Origin of the sequence: Bradyrhizobium sp. SZCCHNR1053, assembly GCF_032381235.1 — a bacterium.
GTDB lineage: Bacteria > Pseudomonadota > Alphaproteobacteria > Rhizobiales > Xanthobacteraceae > Bradyrhizobium.
In genome coordinates, this window is the sequence record NZ_JAUHJM010000001.1 from 697733 (window position 1) to 722593 (window position 24861).

General features: G+C 66.2%; 22 protein-coding genes. 3 read left to right on the plus strand and 19 right to left on the minus strand.

Translation table 11 applies throughout. The features are described 5' to 3' along the window. Positions 1-35 precede the first annotated feature (35 nt). From QX051_RS03290 to QX051_RS03345, 12 genes are all read right to left on the minus strand, one after another. Positions 36-902: a phosphatidate cytidylyltransferase gene (locus QX051_RS03290; protein ID WP_315775042.1), complete on the minus strand. Its 867-nt coding sequence runs from the start codon at positions 900-902 to the stop codon at positions 36-38. Beyond that, entirely contained in the window at positions 899-1657 is a 759-nt protein-coding gene (locus QX051_RS03295) for an isoprenyl transferase (RefSeq protein ID WP_315775043.1), read from the minus strand. Before QX051_RS03295 ends, QX051_RS03290 begins: the two co-directional genes overlap by 4 nt. A 12-nt stretch (positions 1658-1669) precedes the next feature. Continuing rightward, positions 1670-2233: a ribosome recycling factor gene (gene frr / locus QX051_RS03300; RefSeq protein WP_315738233.1), complete on the minus strand. Its 564-nt coding sequence runs from the start codon at positions 2231-2233 to the stop codon at positions 1670-1672. A gap of 159 nt (positions 2234-2392) precedes the next feature. Continuing rightward, positions 2393-3109, minus strand: a complete 717-nt coding sequence (gene pyrH, locus QX051_RS03305; RefSeq protein ID WP_315775044.1) for a UMP kinase — start codon at positions 3107-3109, stop codon at positions 2393-2395. Positions 3110-3181: 72 nt separating this feature from the next. Beyond that, positions 3182-4105, minus strand: coding sequence for a translation elongation factor Ts (tsf, locus tag QX051_RS03310; RefSeq protein WP_315711597.1), 924 nt, complete (start codon positions 4103-4105; stop codon positions 3182-3184). A 128-nt stretch (positions 4106-4233) separates the two neighbouring features. Next, positions 4234-5226 carry a 30S ribosomal protein S2 gene (locus QX051_RS03315; protein WP_315738235.1) on the minus strand — a complete coding sequence of 331 codons (993 nt, stop codon included), beginning with the start codon at positions 5224-5226 and terminating at the stop codon, positions 4234-4236. A 154-nt stretch (positions 5227-5380) separates the two neighbouring features. Further along, the gene (locus QX051_RS03320; RefSeq protein WP_315775045.1) at positions 5381-5764 is read right to left on the minus strand and encodes a hypothetical protein; all 384 of its coding nucleotides are present in this window, start codon (positions 5762-5764) and stop codon (positions 5381-5383) included. Positions 5765-5990: 226 nt separating this feature from the next. Continuing rightward, entirely contained in the window at positions 5991-6953 is a 963-nt protein-coding gene (locus QX051_RS03325; RefSeq protein WP_315775046.1) for an FHA domain-containing protein, read from the minus strand. Beyond that, positions 6950-8242, minus strand: a complete 1293-nt coding sequence (locus QX051_RS03330) for a S1C family serine protease (protein WP_409998056.1) — start codon at positions 8240-8242, stop codon at positions 6950-6952. Before QX051_RS03330 ends, QX051_RS03325 begins: the two co-directional genes overlap by 4 nt. A gap of 180 nt (positions 8243-8422) precedes the next feature. Continuing rightward, positions 8423-10732 (minus strand): caspase domain-containing protein, encoded by a 2310-nt coding sequence (locus tag QX051_RS03335; RefSeq protein ID WP_315775047.1) that lies wholly within the window; start codon positions 10730-10732, stop codon positions 8423-8425. A gap of 171 nt (positions 10733-10903) precedes the next feature. Further along, positions 10904-14434: a DNA polymerase III subunit alpha gene (dnaE, locus tag QX051_RS03340; RefSeq protein WP_315775306.1), complete on the minus strand. Its 3531-nt coding sequence runs from the start codon at positions 14432-14434 to the stop codon at positions 10904-10906. A 465-nt stretch (positions 14435-14899) separates the two neighbouring features. Continuing rightward, a complete protein-coding gene (locus tag QX051_RS03345; RefSeq protein ID WP_315770845.1) occupies positions 14900-15613 on the minus strand; it encodes an outer membrane protein in 714 nt (237 codons plus the stop codon). Between the two features lie 268 nt (positions 15614-15881). Here QX051_RS03345 and QX051_RS03350 point away from each other — a divergent pair, with 268 nt between their 5' ends. Further along, positions 15882-16217, plus strand: a complete 336-nt coding sequence (locus tag QX051_RS03350; RefSeq protein WP_315738242.1) for a DUF3551 domain-containing protein — start codon at positions 15882-15884, stop codon at positions 16215-16217. Positions 16218-16323: 106 nt separating this feature from the next. Here QX051_RS03350 and QX051_RS03355 read toward each other — a convergent pair whose 3' ends face one another. After that, positions 16324-17097, minus strand: a complete 774-nt coding sequence (locus tag QX051_RS03355; protein WP_315711586.1) for an outer membrane protein — start codon at positions 17095-17097, stop codon at positions 16324-16326. Between the two features lie 57 nt (positions 17098-17154). On the opposite strand from QX051_RS03355, the gene QX051_RS03360 reads away from it, so the two are divergent. Further along, entirely contained in the window at positions 17155-17292 is a 138-nt protein-coding gene (locus QX051_RS03360) for a hypothetical protein (protein WP_315738243.1), read from the plus strand. 250 nt (positions 17293-17542) lie between these two features. Here QX051_RS03360 and QX051_RS03365 read toward each other — a convergent pair whose 3' ends face one another. After that, positions 17543-18313: a helix-turn-helix transcriptional regulator gene (locus QX051_RS03365; protein WP_315775048.1), complete on the minus strand. Its 771-nt coding sequence runs from the start codon at positions 18311-18313 to the stop codon at positions 17543-17545. 141 nt (positions 18314-18454) lie between these two features. Here QX051_RS03365 and QX051_RS03370 point away from each other — a divergent pair, with 141 nt between their 5' ends. Then, positions 18455-19534, plus strand: a complete 1080-nt coding sequence (locus QX051_RS03370; RefSeq protein ID WP_315775050.1) for a zinc-binding alcohol dehydrogenase family protein — start codon at positions 18455-18457, stop codon at positions 19532-19534. Between the two features lie 12 nt (positions 19535-19546). Here QX051_RS03370 and QX051_RS03375 read toward each other — a convergent pair whose 3' ends face one another. The 5 genes from QX051_RS03375 to QX051_RS03395 form a co-directional block, all read right to left on the minus strand. After that, complete coding sequence (locus QX051_RS03375) at positions 19547-20248, minus strand: ABC transporter ATP-binding protein (protein WP_315738246.1); 702 nt, start codon at positions 20246-20248, stop codon at positions 19547-19549. A gap of 7 nt (positions 20249-20255) precedes the next feature. Then, complete coding sequence (locus QX051_RS03380) at positions 20256-21539, minus strand: lipoprotein-releasing ABC transporter permease subunit (protein WP_315711581.1); 1284 nt, start codon at positions 21537-21539, stop codon at positions 20256-20258. 94 nt (positions 21540-21633) lie between these two features. After that, complete coding sequence (proS, locus tag QX051_RS03385) at positions 21634-22968, minus strand: proline--tRNA ligase (protein WP_315775052.1); 1335 nt, start codon at positions 22966-22968, stop codon at positions 21634-21636. 209 nt (positions 22969-23177) lie between these two features. Next, positions 23178-23675, minus strand: coding sequence for a TlpA disulfide reductase family protein (locus QX051_RS03390; RefSeq protein WP_315775053.1), 498 nt, complete (start codon positions 23673-23675; stop codon positions 23178-23180). Further along, entirely contained in the window at positions 23672-24853 is a 1182-nt protein-coding gene (locus tag QX051_RS03395; RefSeq protein ID WP_315775307.1) for a sialidase family protein, read from the minus strand. The genes QX051_RS03390 and QX051_RS03395 overlap by 4 nt, the downstream gene beginning before the upstream one ends. Positions 24854-24861: the final 8 nt, after the last annotated feature.

Here is a 24861-nt window from a genome sequence, read left to right on the forward strand (position 1 = left end):
CCAAAACATTATCGACCGGTCAGCCGCGCTGCCGATCACCAAACCAGAAGACCGCGGCCGACGCCATCGAGGCCGCCGCGCAGCAAACCGAGCAATGCGGCGACAACGATTGCCGCGACGTAGCCGTCCAGGCGATCCATTAGGCCGCCATGGCCGGGAATGATGTGACTGGAGTCCTTGACCCCGAAGTGCCGCTTCACCGCAGATTCGAGCAGGTCACCGAGCTGCGAGACCACCGACAGCACTGCTGCCAGCACGAGAATCGTCACCAGTCCGCCGGCGCCCGCCAACGACCAGCCGGCCGCGGCAGCAAGGCTGGCCGCGAAGCCGCCGATCGCGCCGGCCCAGGTCTTGTTCGGGCTGATCCGCGGCGCGAGTTTCGGCCCGCCGATGCTGCGGCCCGCAACGTAGCCGCCGATGTCGCTGGCCCACACGACCAGAAACACCAGCACCAGCGCATGCCATCCCTCGGCGGCATCGAAGCGCACCAGCACCGAGCCGAGCTCGGCAGCGGCGGCGTAGGCGAAGCCGGCGGCCGCCCAGGCGCGGCGTCCCGCATCAGCCAGCGCCGTGACCACGACGAGGCCAAGGGCGAGCACGACGACGGCGAAGTCGATCAGGCCGAATGCGCAGCAAATGCCGGCAACGCCGATGGCCAGGGCTCCGGCCGTGCCGACGCTGGCCTTGCGGACCTCGCCCACCACCATCAGCCATTCGAGATACAGGCCGACCGCGACCACCGTGACCAGTGCGGTCCAGAATACGCCGCCGGCATAGGCGGCGCCGAGCGCCAGCGGCACCAGCACCAGCGCCGCCGCAACCCGCATCACCAGATTGCTGGGCGCAGCCTGCTTCGGCTGCCCGCCGGCGTCTCCCACGGCTGCGGTATCCGGTTTGGTCACGAGGCGGTTTTCGCCACGAGGCCGCCGAAGCGGCGTTCACGCCGGCCGAACTCGGCGATGGCGCCTTCGAGTGCGGCCTTGTCGAAATCGGGCCAATGGATCGGCACGAACACCAGCTCGCTATAGGCCGCCTGCCACATCAGGAAGTTCGACAGCCGCTGCTCGCCGCTGGTGCGGATGATGAGATCGGGATCGGGAACATCGGGCGCATCGAGATGGGCACCGATCGCGTCGGCATCGATCGAGGACGGATCGCGCCGGCCCTCGGCGACCTCGCGCGCCAGAAGCTGGGCCGCGCGCGCGATCTCCTGGCGCGAGCCGTAGTTGAACGCCACCACCAGCGTCAGCTTGGTGTTGCCCCGGGTCAGCTCCTCGGCTTCGCTCAGGAGCGCGCAGATATCGGGCTCCAGCCCATCGCGCTCGCCAATCACCCGGACCCGAACGCCATCGCGATGAAGCGTGGCAAGATCATTGCGGATGAAGCGGCGCAGCAGGCCGAACAGGTCGCCGATCTCGCTCGCCGGGCGCGACCAGTTCTCGGACGAGAACGAGAAGATGGTGAGATAGCGAATGCCGAGCTCGGGCGCCGCGCGCACCACGCGGCGCAAAGCCTCCACGCCGCGGCGATGCCCTTCCGCGCGCGGCAGCCCGCGCGCCGCAGCCCAGCGGCCGTTGCCATCCATGATGATGGCAACGTGGGCCGGGCCGTCGGAGCGTTCCGGCGCCTCCGTCACGGGGGCCGCGGCATTGGACATCAAAAACATCCTTCAGACGGTGAGGATTTCCTTTTCCTTCGCCGCCAGCAGCTGGTCGATCTCCGAAATCACGCTGTCGGTCGCCTTCTGCACGTCGGCAGCGAGGCGCTCCTGATCGTCCTCGGACATCTCGTGATTCTTCTCGAGCTTCTTGAGGGTATCGAGACCGTCGCGGCGGACATGGCGGACAGCGACGCGCGCGGCCTCGGCATATTTGTGCGCGACCTTCACCAGCTCCTTGCGGCGTTCCTGGTTGAGCTCGGGAATGCGAAGCCGGATCACCTGACCTTCGGTCGCCGGCGACAGGCCGAGATTGGAATCCACGATCGCCTTCTCGACCGCCTTCACCATCGACTTGTCCCAGACCTGCACCGACAGCAGACGCGGTTCGGGCACGGAGACGGTGGCGAGCTGGTTGAGCGGCATGTGCGAGCCATAGGCCTCGACCTGGACCGGCTCCACCATCGACGCCGAGGCGCGGCCGGTGCGCAGGCCGCCGAGCTCGTGCTTCAGCGCCTGGGTCGCGCCCTGCATGCGGCGCTTCAGTTCGTTGAGATCGAAATTGCCCGTGGACATCACGCTTTCCTTTCTGCAACCCGGTCGCTGCGGCCGTTCTGCCGGGCCTTGGAGGGCCGGCGGCGGGACTCGCGCAACTCCCGGACGAATTCCTGTTTCGCTTACGCTTCTACCGCAGGCTGGGGATCGGTCCAACACCGGCTGCCGACGGTGCCGGGCTCACCCCGCGACGATGGTGCCGCGCCCTTCGCCCCGCAGCATCGCACCGATCGAGCCGGGTTCGGCAATGGAGAAGACAATGATAGGCAGCGATGTTTCCCGGGCAAGCGCGAATGCAGTCGCGTCCATGACCTTGTAGCCGCCCTCGATGGCCTGCGAATGGGTCAGACGGTCGAAGCGCTTGGCAGCCGGATCCTTCTTGGGATCGGCACTATAGACGCCGTCGACATTGGTGGCCTTCAGCACGGCCTGCGCGCCGACCTCGGCCGCCCGCAACACGGCGGTGGTATCGGTGGTGAAATAGGGATTGCCGGTGCCGCCCCCGAGCACCACGATGCGCCCTTCGGCCAGCGACTTGTGCGCTGCAGCGCGCGTGAACAGCTCGCAAACCTCCGGCATCACGAAGGCCGAGAGCGCCTGCGCCGGGGTACCTTTGCGCTGAATCGCGGCTTCGAGCGCCAGGCAGTTCATGACCGTCGCGAGCATGCCCATCGTGTCGCCGGTCGGGCGCGATACGCCCTGCGACGAGACCTCGACCCCGCGCACCATGTTGCCGCCGCCGACGACGACGGCAATCTCGACGCCCAATTTCTGAGCCGCAATGAGGTCGTCGGCGATGCGGTCGATGGTCGGCTGGTCGATGCCGAAGGAATGAGGGCCCGCGAGATATTCGCCGGACAGCTTGACCACGACGCGACGATAGACCGGCTCAGCCATGTGCCAATGCTTCCCTGTCTCGCGCGTTGGGATCCGGCGCACGCATGCGCCGGATCGAACCAGGTTCAGTCGTTACTTCTTGCCGCTGGCGGCGGCGACTTCGGCAGCGAAGTCGGTCTCTTCCTTCTCGATGCCCTCGCCGAGGGCATAGCGGACGAAACCGGCGACCTTGATCGGACCACCGACCTTGCCTTCGGCTTCCTTCAGCGCCTGCGCGACGGACTTGCCGCTGTCGTGGATGAAGGCCTGCTCGAGCAGGGTGACTTCCTTGTAGTAGGTCTTCAGACCGGACTCGACGATCTTCTCGATCACGTTTTCCGGCTTGCCCTGCTGACGATATTTGTCGGCGAGCACGTCCTTCTCGCGCTTGACGAGTTCCGGATCGAGACCGGCCGCATCGATCGCCTGCGGATTGGCCGCGGCGACATGCATCGCGAGCTGGCGGCCGAGCACGGCGAGCTCGTCGGTCTTGCCGGGCGACTCCAGCGCCACGATCACGCCGAGCTTGCCGGCACCCTCGATGACGGCGCCATGGACGTAGCTCGACACGACGCCCTGGCTCACTTCGAGCGAAGCCGCACGCCGCAGCGTCTGGTTCTCACCGATGGTGGCGATCGAATCGGCAATCGCGGCCTCGACCGTGATGCTGCCCACCTTGGCGGCCTTGATCTTCTCCACGTCGGCACCGACGTCGAGCGCGACCTGGGCGATCATCTTGACCAGGCCCTGGAAGTGCTCGTTGCGGGCGACGAAGTCGGTCTCGGAGTTGACCTCGACGACCACGCCCTTCTTGCCCGAGGTCAGCGCGCCGATCAGGCCCTCGGCCGCAACGCGACCGGCCTTCTTGGCGGCCTTCGACAGGCCTTTCTTGCGCAGCCAATCCTGCGCGGCCTGCATGTCGCCGCCGTTCTCGGTGAGCGCGGCCTTGCAGTCCATCATGCCCGCGCCGGTCGACTCGCGCAGGTCCTTCACCATCGCTGCGGTGATGTTAGCCATTGTTGAACGTCCTTTTGCCTGTCCAAAGCGCGACGCAGCGGATGGCTGGTCGCCGCCCGCTGCCAGGAAAAACCTATCTCAGTCGCGATGGCCGGCGTGAGACGCCGGCCAGATTCTCTTGCGTCGTCTTAGGCGTCGGCGAGCGACTTGGCCTGGGCAACCCAGGCATCGGCCCGGCTCGGCAGACCCACTTCTTCGCCGATCTGGTGCGCCGTGTCGTGATCGAGCTCGGCGAGCTGCCAGTAGTGGAAGATGCCGAGGTCGTTCAGCTTCTTCTCGACGGCACCCGAAACGCCGGTGAGCTTCTTGAGATCGTCGGCGGTGCCACGCGGACCGGGCAGCCCCTGGAACTTCGAGGCGACCGATGCTGCCGGAAGCTCTTCCTCCAGCGGGGCGGCGGAAGCCCCGACGTCGATCCCGAGCTCGCCCTGCGCCCGCGAGATGCCGTCGATCGCGGCACGCGCGATCAGGTCGCAATACAGCGAGATCGCACGGCCCGCATCGTCATTGCCCGGCACGACATAGGTGATGCCCTTCGGGTCGCAATTGGTATCGACGATCGCGGCAACCGGGATCTTGAGGCGCTGGGCCTCCTGGATCGCGATGTCTTCCTTGTTGGTGTCGATCACGAAGATCATGTCGGGCAGACCGCCCATGTCCTTGATGCCGCCGAGCGAGCGATCGAGCTTGTCGCGCTCGCGCTGCAGGGTCAGCCGCTCCTTCTTGGTGTAGGAGTTGGCTTCGCCAGAGGACAGCACCTCGTCGAGATGACGCAGGCGCTTGATCGAGGCCGAGATCGTCTTCCAGTTGGTCAGCGTACCGCCGAGCCAGCGCGAATTGACGAAATACTGCGCGCAACGCTTGGCCGCATCGGCCACGTTGTCCTGCGCCTGGCGCTTGGTGCCGACGAACAGGATGCGGCCGCCCTTGGCGACGGTGTCGCTGACAGCCTGCAGCGCAGTGTGCAGCAGCGGCACGGTCTGGGCGAGATCGATGATGTGGATGTTGTTGCGGGCTCCGAAAATGAAATCGGCCATTTTCGGATTCCAGCGGTGAGACTGGTGACCAAAGTGCACGCCAGCTTCGAGCAGCTGACGCATCGTGAATTCAGGTAGCGCCATTGGATATTCTCCGGTTGATTCCTCCGGAAACGCGTGAGCAAAGACAGACCGTTAAGGCCCGGCTTGCCACCGGACGCCCTCTAGGAGAGCCAAGTTTCCGTGTGAGATGGCGCGCTATATAGCCGGATTTTGGCGCAACGCAAGGAAAATGGGCCTATTCGGCCTGCAGAAGCTCCGCCAGCGCCGCCCTCGCCTGCCCTTCCTGGAGCGGAACGAAGTCGACCGGGCCCTTGTTGCCGGCGCCCGACGAGGCCGCCGCCATCACGCCCATGCCCAGCAGGCCAAATGCCATGCCGCCGCCCTGCATGGCCCTGGACCGATCGCTGGGCCTGATCGAGAAGAAATAGGTCCGCCCCGGTTCGGTATTGAAATCGAGCACCGAGTCGCCCGGGAACAGGGTCTGGGTGGCGACGAGGTGGTGCGGACCGGCCGGCCGGTCGAGGTAGACGTAGGTACCGGGGATCAGGCGGCTCAGCGCGACGCCATCGACCTCGGCGTCGCAGGTGGTCCTGTCGAGCCAGGCATCCTTCAAACTCATGATGACGATGCGGGAGTGTCCGGAACGCGGCGCCCCGATCTTCTGTGACACCACCGCATACTCGGTGCCTTCTTTGCCTGTTAGGCACCCTGATACCATAAGTGCCGCCCCCAATCCCAGCAGCGCCCGCCTGTTCATTGCCCTCTCCCCGTAAAAACCCGGATAGAGGCTATGATGGGAACCGGGGAACTTTGAATCTGCTGGAGCAAAGACGGTGGAACTGTGCTCAGCGCTCCACACCGGCCGGCGTCAGCGCGGCCCGATCGGCGTCGAGATTTGCCCTCAGCCGCGCAGCGTCGTCGGAGAAGACCTGCTCGTCCTGTACTGGAACCAGGCGCAAGGACGGCGGCATCAGCACGTGGCTGACATTGGGACGGCCGGAATTCGCCAGCGCCTCCGACCGCTGCACGGTCTGGACCGCGATCGCGACCACGAGCAGCAGCCCGACTACCATGCCCTTGGCGACCATGTGGGTGCGCCCGACCTCGCGCAGATGCAGGAAGCATGTCGCCGCCAGAACGATCCACGACACGACATAACCGTAGGTGAAGACGGCGGTCCAGGTCAGGGCGAACGAGGCAATCTGGGCGAACTCGCTGTAGATCCAGAATGCGATCAGACCCGCCTGCGCGATCAGGAGGTGGCGCAGAAAATGCGAGCGACCGGAAAACAGCCGCGCCAGCAGCGCCCAGACGCCGACCCAGGCAACGACGACCCCGATCATGGTGAGGGTCGGCACGAGATAATCGGACAGATGCGCCTCGGTGGTCTGCGCAAACCAAGTCATCAGCGCATTGATCGCGAGCAGGACGACGCCGAGCGCGATCGCCGCAATGATCGGCAGCGCCCCGCGTTCGGAGCCCGCGAGCCGCTCCGGCTCGACGGCATGGCCGGCGTCGCGGATCCGAAGCAGTGTCTGGCCGATCCGGATCGGCTTGATGCCATCGAGGACGAGCTGCGGCTTCCGGCTCTTGCCGCGATCGAGAAAGAGACCGTTGGCGCTGCCGAGATCCTCGGCGACGAGGCGCCCCTCGCCGTCACGGAAAATCCGCACATGGCGCGCGGCGACATAGGGATCGTCAAGGATGACGTGATTGTCATAGCCACGGCCGATGCTGATCTCGGTGGCATCGACGCGGAAGCGGCCGGCGACGTCGCGATGCTTGGAGAGGATCTCGATCCAGATCATCGTGCGACCTGCAGGCGTTCGAGGAAGCTCTTGCCGAGGCGCAAGGCGTCGTCGTAGGCGATCGCTTGCAGGTTCAGCCGCGACACCAGCGCCTCGTCGGCGTGGTCCTGCGTGACCGCGACCAGCACGACGTCGTAGAGGCCGTCGAACTCACGATAGCCTTGCGCGCACCACAATACGCGCAGCGGCGGATGAGCGGCCGCCGGCGCGACGCCGACGAAATCCGCATGGCAATGCTGCGGCGTGTACCATTTGCGGAACGAGCCACCCATGGTCAGCCGCGGCTGCGCCAGTTGCGTCAACACGGTCGCGAACTGGAATTGATTGAGGTCGATCGATTTCGCGTAGGAGTGGCTGACCTCGACCACACCGGTGTTGAGGTCGGAGGCGACATACACGCTCGCCTCGGCCTTGCAACTGGTCGAATTGATGCTGGCGCGCGGCTTCGGCGACGCGCTGGCATTCGTGCTCGCCCAGCATTCGAACCAGCCCGCGCGCGTCTCCGGCGCCTGATAGGACCCAAATACGCGGTCGCGGAAGCCCTCCTCGCCCAAGGATTTGTAGAGCGCTCCGCGCCAGCTGGTGAGCTGCGCGACCACGTCCTTGCGCAGATCGGCCGCCGCCGGCCTGGCATCCTGACCGCGTGCCAGCAGCGCGGCGGCGAAGCGCGCCGGCACCAGGAAGCTGATGAGCTGGCCGCCGCGGCGGGTGGCGACGTTGACGCCCACCACCTGGCCTTGCGCATTGACCGCCGGCCCGCCGCTCATGCCGGGATTGAGCGCGCCGGTGAAGTGGATGTGATCGTTGTAGCTGTGCTCGACGAGACCGTTGTAGGTGCCCTCGATGATGGTGAAGCCGAGATCGAGCGGGTTGCCGAGCGAATACAGCCGCTCGCCTTTCGGCAGGCTGCCGTCGAGCGCGGCCTTGTCGAAGGAGAAGAACGGCGCGTTCTGCTTGTCGACGCGAACGAGCGCGAGATCGTTGGGCAGGTCGACGGCGAGCAGCGTCACGCCGCCTTGTGTGCCATCGGCTCCCGTATATTCGAGCCGGTAGGTCTTCGGCTCGAGCGCGGCGTCCGACACGACGTGATAGTTCGTGACCGCGAGCCCGTCGGCGGAGACCAGAAAGCCGGAACCGGTCGAGGTCTGGCGACCGGCATCGGCCACGAGCGTGCGGATCTGAAGCAGGCGCGGCGGCGCCGAGGCATATACGGCTTCGGCGCCCGGCAGCGCCTGCGCATTGGCATAGGACGGGACGCCCGCAACCCCAGCACTGCCAAGAGCTGCCATGATCGCGCCTCGCCACAGCAGCGCGCGCACGGTGCCAACAAACGCTGATATCAATGGTGCCCCCGCAACACGTCGTCGACTGCCGACGTCGCGCGCCCACGATCGATCAGTCCGGCGGTCCGGCCAATATCGAAAACGGGCCTGCGATGCAACCGGCGCGCCGCGGCTGCGCCGGCCGGCTCAGCAATGCGGCACGTTCGGCGGACACCGCTTGCCCGGGGCCTGCGGCGGAGCAGGTCGCGGCGGTGGTGCTGCCGGTCTTGCCATCGGCGGCGGTGCGGCGGGCCGCGCCATCGCGGCCACCGGCGGCGGGCTTGGACGTGCCATCTGCGGCGGCGGGCTCGGACGCGCCATTGGCGGCGGCGGAGCCGGCCGCATCATCGGCGGCGGAGCGGGCCGGGCCATCGGGGGCGGCGCCGGCCGGGCCATTTGTGGCGGAGGAGCTGGGCGCATCACAGGCGGCGGCGCGGGCCGCGCCGGCGCCGCTCGAAGCACGGGCGCAGCCGGCGGCCGTGGCGGCGGCGGACTCGGCCGCGCAGCCGTCGGCGGCGCTGCGCGATGCTGGATCTGGTCGGGCACGGCCGGCTGCAGCCGCGGTCGCGCGTCCGGTGCGTGTGGAATGGCCGCCGGCGCAACCGGGCGAGGAGCCACGGCCGCGGGAGGTGCGGCGGGTACGCCGGGCGGCGTGCGGTTCGCCCGCATGTCCGGCCGGATCGCAGGCGTCTGCACCGCAGCGGGAAGCCCCGGCGCGCCACGTTGGCCCGGCACCGGAAGCGCATTCGCGTTTGGCGGGCCCTGCCCCGGCCGGCCGGCCTGATTTGGAAGCGCAGCCTGCGGAACGCCAGCAGGCAACGGTCCGCCCGGTCCGGCGGGTCGCGCGGCAGGATTGGCGACCGGTGCGGGCGGCGGCACCTTGCCCTGCTGGATCAGGGTCGCGCGCTGCATCACCGCGGGCGGCAATGCCGGCGCCGTCGCCACGGCCGGCTGGGTTGCCGCAGCGGGACCGGTGGACATCGGACCGGCAGGTGCGGGACGATTGATCACGGTGTTGATGACCGCGGTGTTGTGGATGTTCTGGTAGATGATGTTGTTCGGCGGCGGCGCAACGAAAGCCGGCGGCCGGACATAGACCGGGATCGGCACGAACACCGGCCGCGGCAGGATGAACAGGCCGACCGGCGCGAACGGCGGCGGCAGCTCCACGAACTCCGGCGGAGGCGGCGGCAGGATGTAGACCGGCGGCGGGGGCGGCGGCACGAAATCGAATTCGGGATCCGAGAACAGCAGCACCGGACGTTCGACATAGATCACCTCGTCGAGCGGCGGCGGCGGCACGTCATATTCGATCATCGCGAAGGTCGGCGGCGGCGCCGGCGCTGCCGACAACATCGCCAGCCGCCGCCGGGCGTCCTCGGCATGCGCGCCATAGGGATAGCGCTTCAGATAGGACCAATAGGCTTCCGGGCTGTCGGTGCGAAACGTCCGCCGCCAGGTCAGCGCCTCGCGGCGAGCGGCGACCAGGGCGCGCACGCGCCGCGCCAGCGGATCGCTCGGATAGGCGGCGATGAAATCCTCATAGCCCTGCAGCGTGTCGCGCTCCAGCGCGGCGGCATAGGCCTCCTGCACCGGCAGTTCGCGGATCGGCCGCGCGCGCAGCGCCGCGGTCTGCTCGGGCGAATCCGGCGTGGCCGGCGCGTCCGGCGCCCGCTCGAAGAAGGTGAAGGCGGCCTGGATCTTCTGCGCATCCCACGGCACCTGCGCGCCCTTGGTCTCCTCGTTGACGCGCAGCCGCAGCCTATCGAACACCTCCGGCAGCGACAGGCCGCCGGTGCGGATCATCTCGGCGAGCGAGCGCGCGTAGATGCCATAGGCGCCGGTCTCGTTCGGCGCGATCGTGCCCGGCGCCGCATTGAAGGCGATCAGCATGTTGGCATCGGGCTCGACCAGCGCCAGGCCGCCGGCGATCGCCGGGCCGCCGGCAATGAAGGGCTGCTGGCGCGCGGCATCGAGCACCACGACGCTGGCCTTCACCGGCGTCGCCGCAAGCTGGCGGATGTAGTCGCTGAGGCGCAGGCCCTCGGTCGGAATGTCGACGTCGCTGCCGATGTTGGCGTCGACGGGAAGAAAATAGTTCTCGCCGGCGAGCTGCATGCCGTAGCCGGCGAGATAGACCATCGCGACGGTGTTGGTGTCGGCTGACTGGGCCTTGTGAATGAAATCGCGAAAGCTCTTGCGCAGCGTGTCGGCATCGAGGTCGCGGGCGCCCACCACGTCGAAGCCCGCCGCCTGCAGCGTCTGCGCAATCAGGCCAGCATCGTTGGCCGCCGTGGCCAGCGGACCCTTGGCATAGGCCCCGTTGCCGATCACCAAAGCGATGCGCTTTTCGGCGCCGGGCTGCTGCGCTGCAGCAAGCCACGGCAAGCCCGCCAAGGCGAGCAGGCAGAGCGAGACACTCAGGACGATCTTCGCGGTGATCTTGGCCAAGCGCATGGTTCAAGCCCCTTCGAGGCACCCGCCGCGGATTCAGCGGGAGAATGGCTGAACCGCGGTTGAACGGAGGCATGTCCGTACAGCCCACGCGCAGCTTTTTTGTTCCTCGTCCCCCCCGTTCGACCAGCAAGATCGCCGAACGCAGCCGTTCCAGCGGAACGATCGCCCCGATTATAGCTGCTGCACGTCGACCACGCCGGTCACCGCCTTGATGGCACCTGCGATTTGTGGCGAAACCTTGAAGCGCCCCGGCAGCTTCATCTCCACCTCGGTTTCGAGGTCCAGCATCATGACCAGCGACACCTCGCCTTCGCCTGCGGCGGTGCGGGGCGCCAACGGCGGCGCGGCGCTCTTGGCGATCGCCCCGTTGCCATTGGCCGCGACACCTTCCGGCCCCTGCAGGCGCTTGACGATGGAGTCGAGCGGCTTGGTGTCGCGCAGGAAGATGCGCAGGCCACGCTGCGTCTTGGCGGCGGCATCATCGAGCGGCTCGGCATGGAGCACGCGCGCGCGCACATCCTCGCCCTGCAGCTCGGCGCCGAGCTGCAGCAGCACCGCCGCGCCCGGCTCGAGCACGTCGCGATATTGTGCGAGGCCTTCGGAGAACAGCACCGCCTCGAAATGGCCTGTCGGATCCGACAGGCCCATGATGCCCATCTTGTTGCCGGTCTTGGTGCGCCGCTCCATGCGCGACACCACGGTGGCGGCGACCTTGCCCGCGGTCGCGCCGGTCTTCACCGCGCGCGAGAACTCGGCCCAGCTCTGAACGCGCAGGCGCTTCAGCGCCGCGGCGTAGTCGTCGAGCGGATGGCCCGACAGGAAGAAGCCGATCGCATCATATTCGCGCCGCAGACGCTCGGCCGGCAGCCAGTTCTCGATGTTGGGCAGGATGATCGCGGGCGCGTCGGCGGCGTTGCCGAACATGTCGTTCTGGCCCGAGGTCGCGGCCTCGTGGGCGCGCTGGCAGGCGGCGACGATGGCGTCGGCGCCGGCGAACACGCGCGCGCGGTTCTTGTCGAGCACGTCGAACGCACCGGCGGCAGCCAGCGTCTCGATGATGCGCTTGTTGATCGCGCGCGGATTGACGCGGGAGGCGAAGTCGGCGAGCGAGGTGAACGGCCCGCCCTTGTTGCGGGCCTCCACGATCATCTCGATCGCCTGCGGACCGACGCCCTTTAGGGCCGCCAACGCGTAGAAGATGGTGTTGCCGCTGACCTCGAAGGTCGGGCCCGAGCGATTGATCGACGGCGGCTCGACCTTGATGCCCAGGCGCTGCGCCTCGGTACGAAATTCCGAGAGCTTGTCGGTGTTGTTGAGATCGAGCGTCATCGACGCTGCGATGAACTCCACCGGATAATGCGCCTTCATGTAGGCGGTGTGGTAGGACACCAGCGCGTAGGCGGCCGCGTGCGACTTGTTGAAGCCGTAGTCGGCGAACTTGGCGAGCAGGTCGAAGATCGTGTCGGCCTGGTCCTTCGGCACGCCGTTCTGGGTGGCGCCCTCGACGAAGCGGACACGCTGCTTGTCCATCTCGGCGCGGATCTTCTTGCCCATGGCGCGGCGCAGGAGGTCGGCTTCGCCGAGCGAATAGCCGGACATCTGCTGCGCGACCTGCATCACCTGCTCCTGGTAGATGATGACGCCGAAGGTCTCCTTCAGGATCGGCTCCAGGATCGGGTGCAGATATTCCGGCTCCTCCTCGCCGTGCTTGCGGGCGCAGTAGGTCGGGATGTTGGCCATCGGACCGGGACGATACAGCGCCACCAGCGCGATGATGTCCTCGAAGCGGTCCGGGCGCATGTCAATCAGCGCCCGCCGCATGCCCTGGCTTTCAACCTGGAACACGCCGACCACGTCGCCTCGCGCCAGCATCTGATAGCTCGGCGCGTCGTCGATCGGCAGAGTCGCGAGATCGACGTGGACGTCGCGCTGCTTCAGAAGCTTCACGGCGACGTCGAGCACGGTCAGCGTCTTCAGGCCGAGGAAGTCGAACTTGACGAGGCCGGCGGGCTCGACCCACTTCATGTTGAACTGGGTAACCGGCATGTCCGATTTCGGATCGCGATACATCGGCACCAGCTCGCTCAGCGGCCGGTCGCCGATGACGATGCCGGCAGCGTGGGTCGAGGCGTGCCGCGTCAGGCCTTCGAGGCGCATCGCGATATCGAAGGCGCGGGCCACCACCGGATCCTCGTCGCGGAACGCCTGCAGCTTCGGCTCGCCCTCGATCGCGGCGGCGAGCGTCACCGGCGCGGCCGGATTCTGCGGCACCAGCTTGGTCAGCTTGTCGACCTGGCCGTAGGGCATCTGCAGCACACGGCCGACGTCGCGCAGCACGCCGCGCGCCTGCAGGGTGCCGAAGGTGATGATCTGCGCCACTTGGTCGCGGCCGTAGCGCTGCTGCACGTAGGAGATCACCTCGCCGCGGCGGTCCTGGCAGAAGTCGATGTCGAAGTCCGGCATCGAGACACGCTCGGGATTGAGGAAGCGCTCGAACAGCAGCGCGAACCGCATCGGATCGAGGTCGGTGATGGTCAAGACCCAGGCGACCAGGGAGCCGGCACCGGAGCCGCGCCCCGGTCCCACCGGGATGCCGTGTGCCTTGGCCCATTTGATGAAGTCCGACACGATCAGGAAGTAGCCCGCGTACTTCATGCGCATGATGACGTCGAGCTCGAAGGCGAGCCGCTTCTGATAGTCCTCCTCGGTCATGCCCGGCGCCATGCCGTGCACCTTGAGGCGCCGCTCCAGCCCCTCCTCCGCCTGTCGCTTCAGCTCGGCGGCCTCGGCGCTCGCGGCGTCCACGGCATCGCTGCCGGTGCCGGCGCCGACCGTGAAAAACGGCAGGATCGGCTTGCGCGTCCGCGGCCGGTACGAACAGCGCTCTGCGATCTCGACCGTCGAGGCCAAGGCCTCCGGAAGGTCGGCGAACAGCACCGCCATCTCGGCACGGGTCTTGAAACGATGATCAGGCGTCAGCTGCACGCGCTCGGTGTCGGCGACCAGATGGCCGCCGGCGATGCACAGCAGCGCATCATGCGCCTCGTAGTCGTCGGCGGTCGCGAAATACGGCTCGTTGGTCGCGACCAGCGGCAGGCCCTTGCCATAGGCGATATCGATCAGGCCGCCTTCGACGCGGCGCTCGCGGTCGACCCCGTGGCGCTGCAGCTCGATGTAGAGGCGGTCGCCGAACAGGCTTGCCAGCCGCTCGCAGCGCTGCGTCGCAAGTGCCGCCATGTCGTGCTGGATCGCGAGCGAGATCGGCCCATCGGGCCCGCCGGTGAGCGCAATCAGACCATCGACACCCTCGTTCAGCCACTCGAACTTGATGTGCGGCGCCTGATGCGTCGGCGTGTCCAGGAAGGCGCGCGAGTTCAGCCGCATCAGGTGACGGTAGCCCTCCTCGCGTGCGGCCAGCAGGACGATTCGCGAGGGCTGCGCGACCGCACCGGCATTGCGGGCATTCGGGTCCATGTCGCCGAAATCGATAGCGAGCTCGCAGCCGGCGATCGGCTGGATGCCATAGCTCGCCATCTTGTCGGAGAATTCGAGCGCACCGAACATGTTGTCGGTGTCGGTCAGCGCCAGCGCGGGCTGGCGATCGGCCTTGGCGAGCTCGCCGAGCTTGCCGATCTTGATCGAGCCCTTCAGCAGCGAATAGGCGGAGTGAACGTGGAGATGGACAAATCCGGCGCTGGACATGCTCGCTTTGCAACTTCCTGGGGCTTTTCCGAGATCGATCACGGTGTCGGGCCGGCTTCCGGGCTTGCTCGGGTCACGACCCGGCGCCATGCCCTATCTCCCGACCGACTCGCTCCGCATCATATCGGACGCCCTCCGGCGAGTCCGGCGCCCTCGCCTGCCTTGTCCCCAGCCGCTGCGCTCGGAAAACTAAAGCTGTGGAATGATTTGCGCCCAGAGCGCGATCATGCCGACGAACAGCGTGATCGACGCCAGCGCGGCGGCTTCTTGAACGAAAACCTTCAGCATCGGGACCTCCCTGAGTCAGAACATATGAAGAACAATGTTCCTTTTCTGTTCTCAGGTCAAGCGCGCTGATCGACCCGTTGCCGCGCCCGCGCCGCAGATGGTTAATCCGGCCCACAAACAAGAAGCCCCGGCGCGAACGCCGGGGCTTTGCAATCCGCCGATCGTGCGCGGAGCGACTCAGTACCGCGTCGCGACCGGGCCGCCGAAGCGGTAGTTCAGGCGGGCGGTGAACAGATCGACGTCCTGCTTGATGCTGTCGGAGCCGAGCGCGCCGAAGCTGACGGTCTGGCGATCCATGAACAGATGGTCGTACTCGACGCCCAGCGACCAGTTCGGCGCGAAGCCGTATTCGAGTCCGGCACCGACCACGCCGCCCCAGCGCGTGTCGTCGTTGGAGGCGAGGAACGCGCCGGTCGCCGCGTTGGTGATCGTGTACTTGTTGCTGGTCACGGCCGCGCCGCCCTTGGCGTAGAGCAGCACGTTGTTGATGGCATAGCCGACCTGGCCGGTGAACAGGCCGAACGCATCGGTCTTGGTGCGGTTACGCGTTCCGAACAGCGCGCTCTGATTGTCGCCGGTGAGGTCGGCCCAATTGCCCTGCGCCTCGACGCCGAACACGATCTGGCCCATCTGCCAGCGATAGCCGACCTGGCCACCGACGGTGCCGCCGGATGCATCATGCGAACCCTCGCGGCCGCCGCCGACCAGATCCCAGGTGTTCTCGCTCCAGCCGCCGCCACCGTTCACGCCGATGTAGAAGCCGCTCCAGTCATAGATCGCAGCCATCACCGGCGGCGGTGCCTTCGTGTAGGGACGCGCAGCGAGATCCGCGGCAAGCGCCGGCGAGGCCAGCACCACGAGCGCCGTCGTCGTCAACAGAAGTTTCTTCATCACAGGTCCAGTCTCGTCTCATTTGGCCCCCAGGCCAGCCGCATCTCTTAACGATCTGCGCCACAATTGCTGTAGCCGCTCGGTCACAGCTCGCTGCTGAAAGGCCACGAGACATGTTGGGAAATTAATCTTTAATCACAGTGTGTTGATGGAACTTTCCAGCTTGCAATCGAGGGCCGACCGACTACACACGCGTGAGGCCGTCGCGCCGGTGCTTCGCCATGAAGCGCGCGCGTTCTGGTCATCAAGGGATGAAGGGAGATCGTTGATGCGTGAGGTTTTATTTGCGGCCCTGGCTGCAGCCGGCCTCGTGGTCGCAACCCATGCGCCGGCTCACGCCGTCGGTGTCAGGCATGCGTTCTGTCTGCAGGGTGATGAGTTTCCGGGCTTGAGCCACTGCACCTTCGACACTTACGCGCAATGCCAGGCGACGGCGTCGGGACGCCTGCTCAACTGCATCGCGAATCCCTATTTCGCCGGCGTCAGCAATGACCCGCGCGCGACGCCTTATCCGTATCCGCACAGGCAACGGATCAAGCCGCGTCCGCCGGCGCCAAATCCCTACGCGCCGTTCCCCAACCCATTCGTGTTCGAAGAGGACTGACCCGTCCCCGCCTTCGACGCAGCGAGCTGTCGTCTCAGGCCATACCATCGAAGGTTCGTCGAAGCCGTGGCTCCGACGAACCGAAGCAATCGAAGATGTCGTTGCGTCAGCGCATCATCCCGAAACCCGGACCGAACTTGTAGTTCAGCTTCACGAGCCCGATGTCGACATCCTGCTTGATGCGATGAGTCATCGCGGGCGCGCCGGCCGCGGCGACGAAGTTCAGGTTCTTGTTGCCCAGGAAGATGTGGTCGTACTCGACGCCGACCGACCAGTTCGGCGCGAAGCCATATTCGAGGCCGGCACCGATCGTGCCACCCCAACGCGTGGTGTTGGCGCGATCGAGCATCACGTTGGTGCCCGTGGTGAAGGTGTCGTAGCGATCGCCGACGACCGCGGCACCGCCCTTGATATAGCCGAGAATGTTGTCGAAGGCATAGCCGACCTGGCCGGTGAACAGGCCGAAGCCGTTGGTGCGTGAACGGTCGCTGACATTGGGAAGAATCAGGTTGCGATTCGTGCCTTTGAAATTCGCCCAGTCGCCCTGCGCCTCGACGCCGAACACCCAATTGGCCATCTGATAGCGGTAGCCGACCTGGCCGCCGACGGCCGCGCCGCCGCCGCCGGAGCAGCCTTCGCGGTTGGCTGCCGGGTTCACCGCCACACCGGCGTTCGAAACCAGATTCCAGCAATCCCGACTGGAACCTCCGCCGGCGTTGAAGCCGACATAGAAGCCGCTCCAGTCGTACACCGTCGCCACGACGGCGGGCGGCGCCTTGGTGTACGGCCCCTTCTTCATTGGAAGATCAGCTGCGAATGCAGACGTCGCCGCGGCGATTGCGCCGAGCCCCACCGTTGCGCCGAAAAGCGTCTTCATCATCGAACTCCGTAGCTTCTGTCCCAAAGTCCCCAGGCCCTCTGGTTTCGTGCGAAAAACATGCAGCGCGACGAAGCGATCCTGCCACCCGCATTCGCTCCGCCGACATCAACCGATGTGCAGATCAGAACCATTCTTTCCGGCTTTTATGGGATTGGGCGCAAAGGCCTGTTTTCCAAGGCTTTGCCCGCAACATGAACAAACAACTAATAAGATGTAAGGAGGAGTCGTGGCCGGCGTCCATCCATGGCCACAATACGCGCGACGGCAAAATCGTGATCGGGAAACTCCCGGTCACGGAACGAACCCTGTCACGTCTCAGTCGTGAATTCTTCAGGGCAGCACGACGAGTCTTGCGAATGCGTAGCATCATCATGCGCAAAGCGGACGAATGTGTGGTGCTTCCCGGCCCATGCTGAACGCACGCTCGTCCGGAGCGGCATTGTCATCACGTGTAGTAGATCGCCAATTTCAGCGCGGGATCGTCATTGGACTGGAACGTCGCGTATCGCAGCCTCACGCGGCCCTTCTTCGGATGCTCGAGCAGCTTCTCGCCGGCAGCAAGCGCATTGACGTCGTGCGCCGCCCACAAGCCGTCGAACTCACGGCTGCCGCGCCGTAGCCGCACGATCAGATCGACGAAGGCGGGATCGCCCGCCCAAAGATCGTAGGTCGCGCGAAACTGCGCGACCATGCGTTGCGCCAGCTCCTTCCATTGCGCGCCGAACAGCCGGCGCACGCCGGGCTTGCACAGCATCAGCACCAACGTGTTGCGCTCATCGTCGGCGAGTTGAGAGAAGCCGAAGATCTCGTCCGCCGCGGCATTCCAGGCCAGCACATCCCATCGCCGTCCTGAGATGTAGGCCGGCTGGTTCAGACTCTGCACGAGCTCGCGCAGCCGGACCGGCACCTGCTCGCGCACGAACGGCTTGCGCGTAGGATCGCGCACCAGCGCCTTGAGATGAGCATGCTCGGTTCGGCTCAGGCGCAGGGCGCGCGCCAGCGCATCGATGGTCGAGGAGGACGGCTTCACGGCCCGGCCCTGCTCGATTCGGATGTACCAGTCGACGCCGATGCCAGCGAGCTCGGCCACTTCCTCCCGTCGCAGGCCTGCGGTGCGTCGCCGCCGCCCGGCCGCGAGTCCGACCGCTTGCGGCGTCAGCTTCTCGCGCCGCGAGCGCAGGAAGTTGCCGAGCTCGGCATGTCGCGGATCACTCATGTGCTGGATCCCTCATGGTTCGCTCCCGCGGGAGGTGTGGCCAGCGTGGGCTTGCCTAATCCCAGGATAATACCAGGCCTTCCTGCGCGGAGCATAGACCGGCAGGCTGGAGCCTCGCCACCGCGAAAATGGAGAAGGACCATGAGGGCCGCCGTGCTCAAACGATTTGGATCGCCGCTCGAGATCGAGCATGTCGAAGACCCCGTGCTCGGCACCGGCGAAATCATCGTCGACATCGCCGCGGCCGGCGTGCTGTCCTATGCGAATGAAGTGTTCAGCGGCGAACGGAAGTACCTGCTGGACCTGCCGGTGATCCCCGGCACCGGAGGGGTCGGCCGGGTCAGCGCCCTCGGCCCCGACGCGACGCATCTCGCCATCGGCGACTGGGTGTTCTGCGATCCAACCGTGCGCTCGCGTGACGCAGCCTTCGCCCCCGACATCACCCTGCAGGGCTTGAGCGCGCGCGGACCGGGCGGGCTGAGGCTGCAACAATATTTCCGGCACGGCTCGTTTGCCGAACGGATGCGCGTGCCGACGGAGAACGCCAAGCCGATCGGGGCCATCGACACTGATGACGCTGCGCGCTGGTGCGCGCTCGGCACCCTGCTCGTGCCCTATGGCGGCTTTATTGCCGCCAATCTGCACGCGGGCGAGACCGTCCTGGTCAGCGGCGCCACCGGCAGGTTCGGCAGCGCCGCGGTCGCGGTGGCGCTTGCCATGGGCGCCGCTGCGGTCGTGGCGCCCGGCCGCAACGAGGTCATGCTGGCGGAGCTGAAGCGCCGGTTCGGATCCCGCGTCCATCCGGTCAGGCTCTCGGGCGACGAGGGCGAGGACATCGCACGCATGAAGCGCGCGGCGCCGCGCCCGATCGACTGCGTGCTCGACATCATGCCGCCGTCGGTCACCGCCCAGGTCGTGCGGTCGGCCGTGATGACCGTGCGTCCCTATGGGCGCGTGGTGCTGATGGGCGGCGTCGGGATGCTGGGCGGAGCCGGGCTCGAGCTGCCCTATCCCTGGATCATGCGCGAGTGCGTCACGATCCACGGCGTCTGGATGTACCCGCCAAGCGCGACGGTCAGGATGGTGGAGCTGATCAGGGCCGGGCTGCTCGACCTTGCGCAGTTCGAGCCGACCTGTTTCGACCTCGATCATGCCAACGACGCGGTCGCCCATGCCGCCGCCCATCGCGAGCCGTTCAAGATGACGGTGATCAGGCCCTGACTGCGGCCGGACTCAGTCGAGCTCGACGACCTTGCCGCCGACGATGGAGACGCGCCGGTCCATGCGGCCCGCCAGCTCCATGTTGTGGGTCGCGATCAGCATCGCGACCCGCGTTGCCTTCACGAGCTGCATCAGCGCGTGAAAGACGTGATCGGCGGTGCCAGGATCGAGATTGCCGGTCGGCTCGTCCGCCAGCAGCGCACGCGGCGCATTGGCGACCGCACGCGCGATCGCGACGCGTTGCTGCTCGCCGCCGGAGAGCTCGGCCGGACGGTGCTTGATGCGCTCGCCGAGCCCGAGATAGGCCAGGATCTCGGTCGCCCGCTTCACGGTCTCCGACCGCTTGAGGCCGCGGATCATCTGCGGCAGCATCACGTTCTCCAGCGCCGTGAACTCCGGCAGCAGCCGGTGCGACTGGTAGACGAAACCGATATCGGTCCTGCGCATCTGGGTGCGCTCGATGTCAGTGAGCTGCGACGTCGGCACGCCCCCGACATAGACCTCGCCCTCGTCGGGGCTCTCGAGGAGGCCCGCGATGTGCAGCAATGTCGACTTGCCCGAGCCCGACGGCGCCACCAGCGCCACCGACTGCCCCGCCCACAACGCCAGCTTGGCGCCGTCCAGGATGGTCAGCTGCTGCTCGCCCTGCATGTACCGCCGCTTGATCTCGTGGAGATAAACGACCGGCACATCCTCTGCCCCCTGCTCTTCCATCAGCGCCTCACTCGTAGCGAAGCGCTTCGACCGGGTCTAATCGGGCCGCGCGCCATGATGGATAGAGCGTAGCCAGGAAAGACAGGGTCAAGGCCATGATCAGAACGGCCGCGGTCTCGCCGGCATCGATCTCAGCCGGCAGCTTCGACAGGAAATAGAGCTCATTGGGAAACAGATCGGTGCTCGTCAGCCAGGACAGAAACTTCCTGATCGAATCGATATTCATCGAGATCAGGAGGCCGACGACGAATCCGGTGAGCGTGCCGACCACCCCGATCGAGGCGCCGGTGATCAGGAATATCCGCATGATCGCCCCCTGCGAAGCCCCCATGGTGCGCAGCACGGCGATGTCCTGGCCCTTGTCCTTGACCAGCATGATCAGTCCCGAAACGATGTTGAGCGCCGCGACCAGGACGATCAAGGTCAGGATCAGGAACATCACGTTACGCTCGACCTGCAACGCATTGAAGAAGGTCGAGTTGCGCTGGCGCCAGTCGACGAGAAAGATGGGTCGGCCGGCCGCCTCGGTCACCGTCTTGCGAAACTCCTCCACCTTGTCGGGATTGCTGGTGAAGATCTCGATCGCGGTGACGTCGTTGTTGCGATTGAAATAGGCCTGCGCTTCGGCCAGCGGCATGAAGACGAAGCTGGCGTCGTATTCCGACATCCCGATCTCGAACACCGCCGCGATCTTGTAGGGCTTGATGCGCGGCGTGGTGCCCATCGGCGTCACGGCGCCCTTCGGGGCGACCAGGGTGATGCTGTCGCCGGCATGCAGCGACAGCTGGTCCGCGAGCCGGCGCCCGATCGCCACGCCCTGCCCCTCGTCGAAACCTTCCAGCGAGCCCTGCTTGATGTTCTTGGCGATCGACGTCAGGTTCGTGAGGTCCTGCGCGCGAATGCCGCGGATGAACACGCCTGACGCATTGAATGGCGACGAGCCCAGACCCTGTCCGTCAACCACCGGCGCGGCAAGGCGGATGCCCTGCACCTGCGCGATCCGCTCGGAGACGTCCTTCCAGTCGGTGAGCGGCGACTCCAGCGGCTGCACCAGCAAATGCCCGTTCAGACCGAGGATCTTGTCGAGCAGCTCCTTGCGGAAGCCATTCATCACCGCCATCACGATGATCAGGGTGGCAACGCCGAGCATGATGCCGAGGAAGGAGAACCCGGCGATGACGGAGATGAACCCCTCCCGGCGGCGCGCACGCAGATAGCGCCCCGACAGCATCCACTCGAAGGGAGCGAAGGGGGTGGTGGTCTGCACCGGTTCGGTCATGGCGTCATCCATTGTGCGATCATCCCATGATTCGGGCCGAATGTGGCCGGATTGGCCTGAAGGGACGGGCAGCCCCGGTGGATAATCCGATGATCGAACGCGCGTCTCAGCCAGCCAATGTTCCGCCGCCGAGCCGTGCCACGACGTCCGCGGGGGACATCATCTGGCGGGCGCCGTCGCTGCGGGTCTTCACCTCAACCTTGCCCTCGGCAAGGCCCTTGGGGCCGACCATGATCTGCCAGGGGACGCCGATGAGGTCGGCCGTGGCAAACTTGCCGCCGGCACGCTGCTCGGTGTCGTCGTAGAGCACGTCGACCCCCTTGGCGAGGAGATCGCGATAGAGCTGCTCGCAGGCAGCATCGGTGTCGGAGCCGCCCTGCTTCAGGTTGAGGATCACGGCGCGGAACGGAGCGACCTCCTCCGGCCATCTGATGCCGGCGTCGTCGTGACAGGCCTCGATGATCGCACCAGCCAGCCGTGACACGCCGACGCCATAGGAGCCGCCGTGGATGGCCAGCTCCGCCCCATCGGGGCCCGCGACCAGCGCCTTCATCGGCTCGGAATATTTGGTGCCGAAATAGAAGATCTGGCCGACCTCGATGCCGCGGGTATGGACCCGCCGCTCAGCCGGCACCTCGGCTTCGAAGCGGGCGGCGTCATGGACGTCCTCGGTCGCCGCATAGAGCGACGTCCATTGCTTGATGATCGGCGTCAGGTCGCCGTCATAATCGACGGAGGCCGGAGGGATCGGCAGGTCGAGCACATTGCGGTCGCAGTAGACGCCGGATTCACCGGTCTCCGCGAGCACGATGAACTCATGGCTGAGATCGCCCCCGATCGGACCGGTCTCGGCGCGCATCGGGATGCCCTTCAGGCCCATCCGCGCAAAGGTGCGCAGATAGGCGACGAACATCTTGTTGTAGGCGCGCCGCGCGCCGGCCTCGTCGAGGTCGAACGAATAGGCGTCCTTCATCAGGAATTCGCGGCCGCGCATCACGCCGAAGCGGGGACGCTGCTCGTCGCGGAATTTCCATTGGATATGATAGAGATTGAGCGGCAGGTTACGGTAGGACTTCACATAGGCACGGAAGATCTCCGTGATCATTTCCTCGTTGGTCGGCCCGTACAACAACTCACGCTTGTGGCGGTCGCTGATGCGCAGCATCTCCGGACCGTAGGCATCGTAGCGGCCACTCTCGCGCCAGAGATCGGCGAGTTGCAATGTCGGCATCAGCAGTTCCAGCGCGCCGGCGCGGTTCTGCTCCTCGCGCACGATCTGCTCGATCTTCTTCAGCACCTTGAAGCCCAGCGGCAGCCAGGCATAGATCCCGGCCGCCTCCTGCCGCAGCATGCCGGCGCGCAGCATCAACCGGTGCGAGACGATCTCGGCTTCCTTCGGATTTTCTTTCAGAATGGGCAGGAAAAACCGCGACAGACGCATGGGCGAGGCCTTCGAGATTCGGTTCGGGCTGGCGCAGTCAAACCGGATCAGGCGGCAAAACACAAGGCTGGGTTTGAGAAAAAGCGGCTAAGCCGCCGGATTCCCAATCAATTTACCGGTTTCCCTGAAGTGGAGGATGAACCCCGCCGCGGCGCCATCTCAAGGCTGGCCGCGGCGCGGCCAGCCTTGATCCCCTCGCCCGGACCGTCCTAGCGCGACCGTCCCTGCTCCGAGGACCATTTGTCGAGATCGCTGAGCTCGGCGCTGCCTTCGATGGTCGAGACGACGCCCTCGCGGGTCACGAGCATCGTGCGCGGAATGTCGCCCTGCCAGGACGGATCGATCTCGAACCGGAGGCGCTCCACATAGCCGTCGGCGAAAATGAAGTTCTCCGCCGTGGAGAGACCGGCCTTGTCCAGCATGGCCTGGGTCGCGGCATTCAGATTGGGCACGAGGTCGGCGCTGACCGTGACCACGTCGATCTCGGGATGATCGAACATGAACTTGCCGAGCTGCGGCAGCTCGATCTTGCAGGGGCCGCAGGTGACGCCCCAGAAATGGATCAGGGTCGGACGACCCGCATGGGCCCGCAGCACCTCGCGCCACGTGCCGCGCTCGAACGGCTTGAGCGATGGCGGCGCTGCGGTGCTCGACGCCGTCAAGGCGACGAGGCCAAAGATCGCAAGGGCAGCGAATGCGCGTTTCATGACTCATCTCCGATCGGCTGCAACCGATAGCCGTCCGACTTGGTCATCCAGGACAGGAATATCTGCTTGCCACGGGCGACCAGCAGCGGATGATCCGACGCATTGTCCGTGCTGGCAACGGCGCGCGGCTTCGACCACGTCTCGCCATCGTCCCGCGATTGCATTCCCATCACCGTGGTCCGCTCGCCGTCGAACTCCTTCCACACCAGCGTTGTGCTGTCCTGGGTCGCGAGCACATAGGGCCGCGTGGGATTGCGATCGGCCTGACCGATCGACATGGGCTCCGAGAACGTTCGGCCACCGTCGCGCGAATGCGCATAGAACAGCCCCTTGCGAGCCTTGCCGTTGGTGAACCAGGCGACGTGATAGGTGCCGGTCGGCGCCACGGCCAGGCTCGGCCCTTGATGCGGGCAGGCCTTGATCTGCCAATCGTCGGTGCTGACCCGGTAGACCTCGCCGGGCGTGCCGAGATCACTGAACGTGATCACGGCATGGTCGCGCACGCTGCCATCAAAAATGTTGCGGAACATCACGACCGGACGACCCGGCCCCGCGAACGCAAGCCCGAGCCGGCAACATTCGCAGGTGTTGTCCTGGGCGAGCGTCGCTTCGGCGTAGGTGGCACCGCCATCGCGCGACGACGAGAAGAACAGCCCTGCGCCCTCATAGGAACGCCCGGCGGCCTTCGCCGGCGCCCGGTTGCGCTTGTCGAGCCAGGCCACGAAGACGGTGCCGTCCTGGTCCAGCGCCAGCGCCTCGAAGCGTTGGCTTTCGTTGTTCGACGTGATGGGACGGAGTGCCGCGAAGCTTTTGCCGCCGTCCTCCGACCTGGAGTACAGCACCTGCCCGTTGAAGGCTTGGTCGCGGAAAATCGAGAACGCGACCGCAACCGCGCCCTTGCCATCGACCACCAGCTTCGGCCGAGCATCGGGCCCCCAGTCGAGGTTGAGCTGCTGCTCGGTGACCGGCACGGTGGCGGAATACGTTTTCCCGCCGTCGGACGAGCTCGCAACCGAGATCCGTCCCCCGGCCATCCAAACGAGCCAGAGCTTGCCGTCGCCAGCGAAGAACGGCGTCACCTTGGTTGCGCATCTGAGTTCGGTGCCCTCGCATGCGGCGTCCGATCCGTGCTGATGTGCCATCTGGGCCTGCACGGACAGCGGCCACATCAGGGCCATGGCGAGTC

Coding starts and splice junctions, on each gene's coding strand:
- QX051_RS03330 (WP_409998056.1), bottom strand. CDS start 8,242: ATGGCAGCTCTTGGCAGTGCTGGGGTTGCGGGCGTCCCGTCCTATGCC.
- QX051_RS03320 (WP_315775045.1), bottom strand. CDS start 5,764: ATGAGTTTGAAGGATGCCTGGCTCGACAGGACCACCTGCGACGCCGAG.
- QX051_RS03325 (WP_315775046.1), bottom strand. CDS start 6,953: ATGATCTGGATCGAGATCCTCTCCAAGCATCGCGACGTCGCCGGCCGC.
- QX051_RS03295 (WP_315775043.1), bottom strand. CDS start 1,657: ATGTCCAATGCCGCGGCCCCCGTGACGGAGGCGCCGGAACGCTCCGAC.
- QX051_RS03350 (WP_315738242.1), top strand. CDS start 15,882: ATGCGTGAGGTTTTATTTGCGGCCCTGGCTGCAGCCGGCCTCGTGGTC.
- proS (WP_315775052.1), bottom strand. CDS start 22,968: ATGCGTCTGTCGCGGTTTTTCCTGCCCATTCTGAAAGAAAATCCGAAG.
- dnaE (WP_315775306.1), bottom strand. CDS start 14,434: ATGTCCAGCGCCGGATTTGTCCATCTCCACGTTCACTCCGCCTATTCG.
- QX051_RS03355 (WP_315711586.1), bottom strand. CDS start 17,097: ATGATGAAGACGCTTTTCGGCGCAACGGTGGGGCTCGGCGCAATCGCC.
- pyrH (WP_315775044.1), bottom strand. CDS start 3,109: ATGGCTGAGCCGGTCTATCGTCGCGTCGTGGTCAAGCTGTCCGGCGAA.
- QX051_RS03345 (WP_315770845.1), bottom strand. CDS start 15,613: ATGAAGAAACTTCTGTTGACGACGACGGCGCTCGTGGTGCTGGCCTCG.
- QX051_RS03390 (WP_315775053.1), bottom strand. CDS start 23,675: ATGAAACGCGCATTCGCTGCCCTTGCGATCTTTGGCCTCGTCGCCTTG.
- QX051_RS03375 (WP_315738246.1), bottom strand. CDS start 20,248: ATGGAAGAGCAGGGGGCAGAGGATGTGCCGGTCGTTTATCTCCACGAG.
- QX051_RS03380 (WP_315711581.1), bottom strand. CDS start 21,539: ATGGATGACGCCATGACCGAACCGGTGCAGACCACCACCCCCTTCGCT.
- QX051_RS03315 (WP_315738235.1), bottom strand. CDS start 5,226: ATGGCGCTACCTGAATTCACGATGCGTCAGCTGCTCGAAGCTGGCGTG.
- QX051_RS03370 (WP_315775050.1), top strand. CDS start 18,455: ATGAGGGCCGCCGTGCTCAAACGATTTGGATCGCCGCTCGAGATCGAG.
- tsf (WP_315711597.1), bottom strand. CDS start 4,105: ATGGCTAACATCACCGCAGCGATGGTGAAGGACCTGCGCGAGTCGACC.
- QX051_RS03335 (WP_315775047.1), bottom strand. CDS start 10,732: ATGCGCTTGGCCAAGATCACCGCGAAGATCGTCCTGAGTGTCTCGCTC.
- QX051_RS03395 (WP_315775307.1), bottom strand. CDS start 24,853: ATGGCCCTGATGTGGCCGCTGTCCGTGCAGGCCCAGATGGCACATCAG.
- QX051_RS03360 (WP_315738243.1), top strand. CDS start 17,155: ATGCAGCGCGACGAAGCGATCCTGCCACCCGCATTCGCTCCGCCGACA.
- frr (WP_315738233.1), bottom strand. CDS start 2,233: ATGTCCACGGGCAATTTCGATCTCAACGAACTGAAGCGCCGCATGCAG.
- QX051_RS03365 (WP_315775048.1), bottom strand. CDS start 18,313: ATGAGTGATCCGCGACATGCCGAGCTCGGCAACTTCCTGCGCTCGCGG.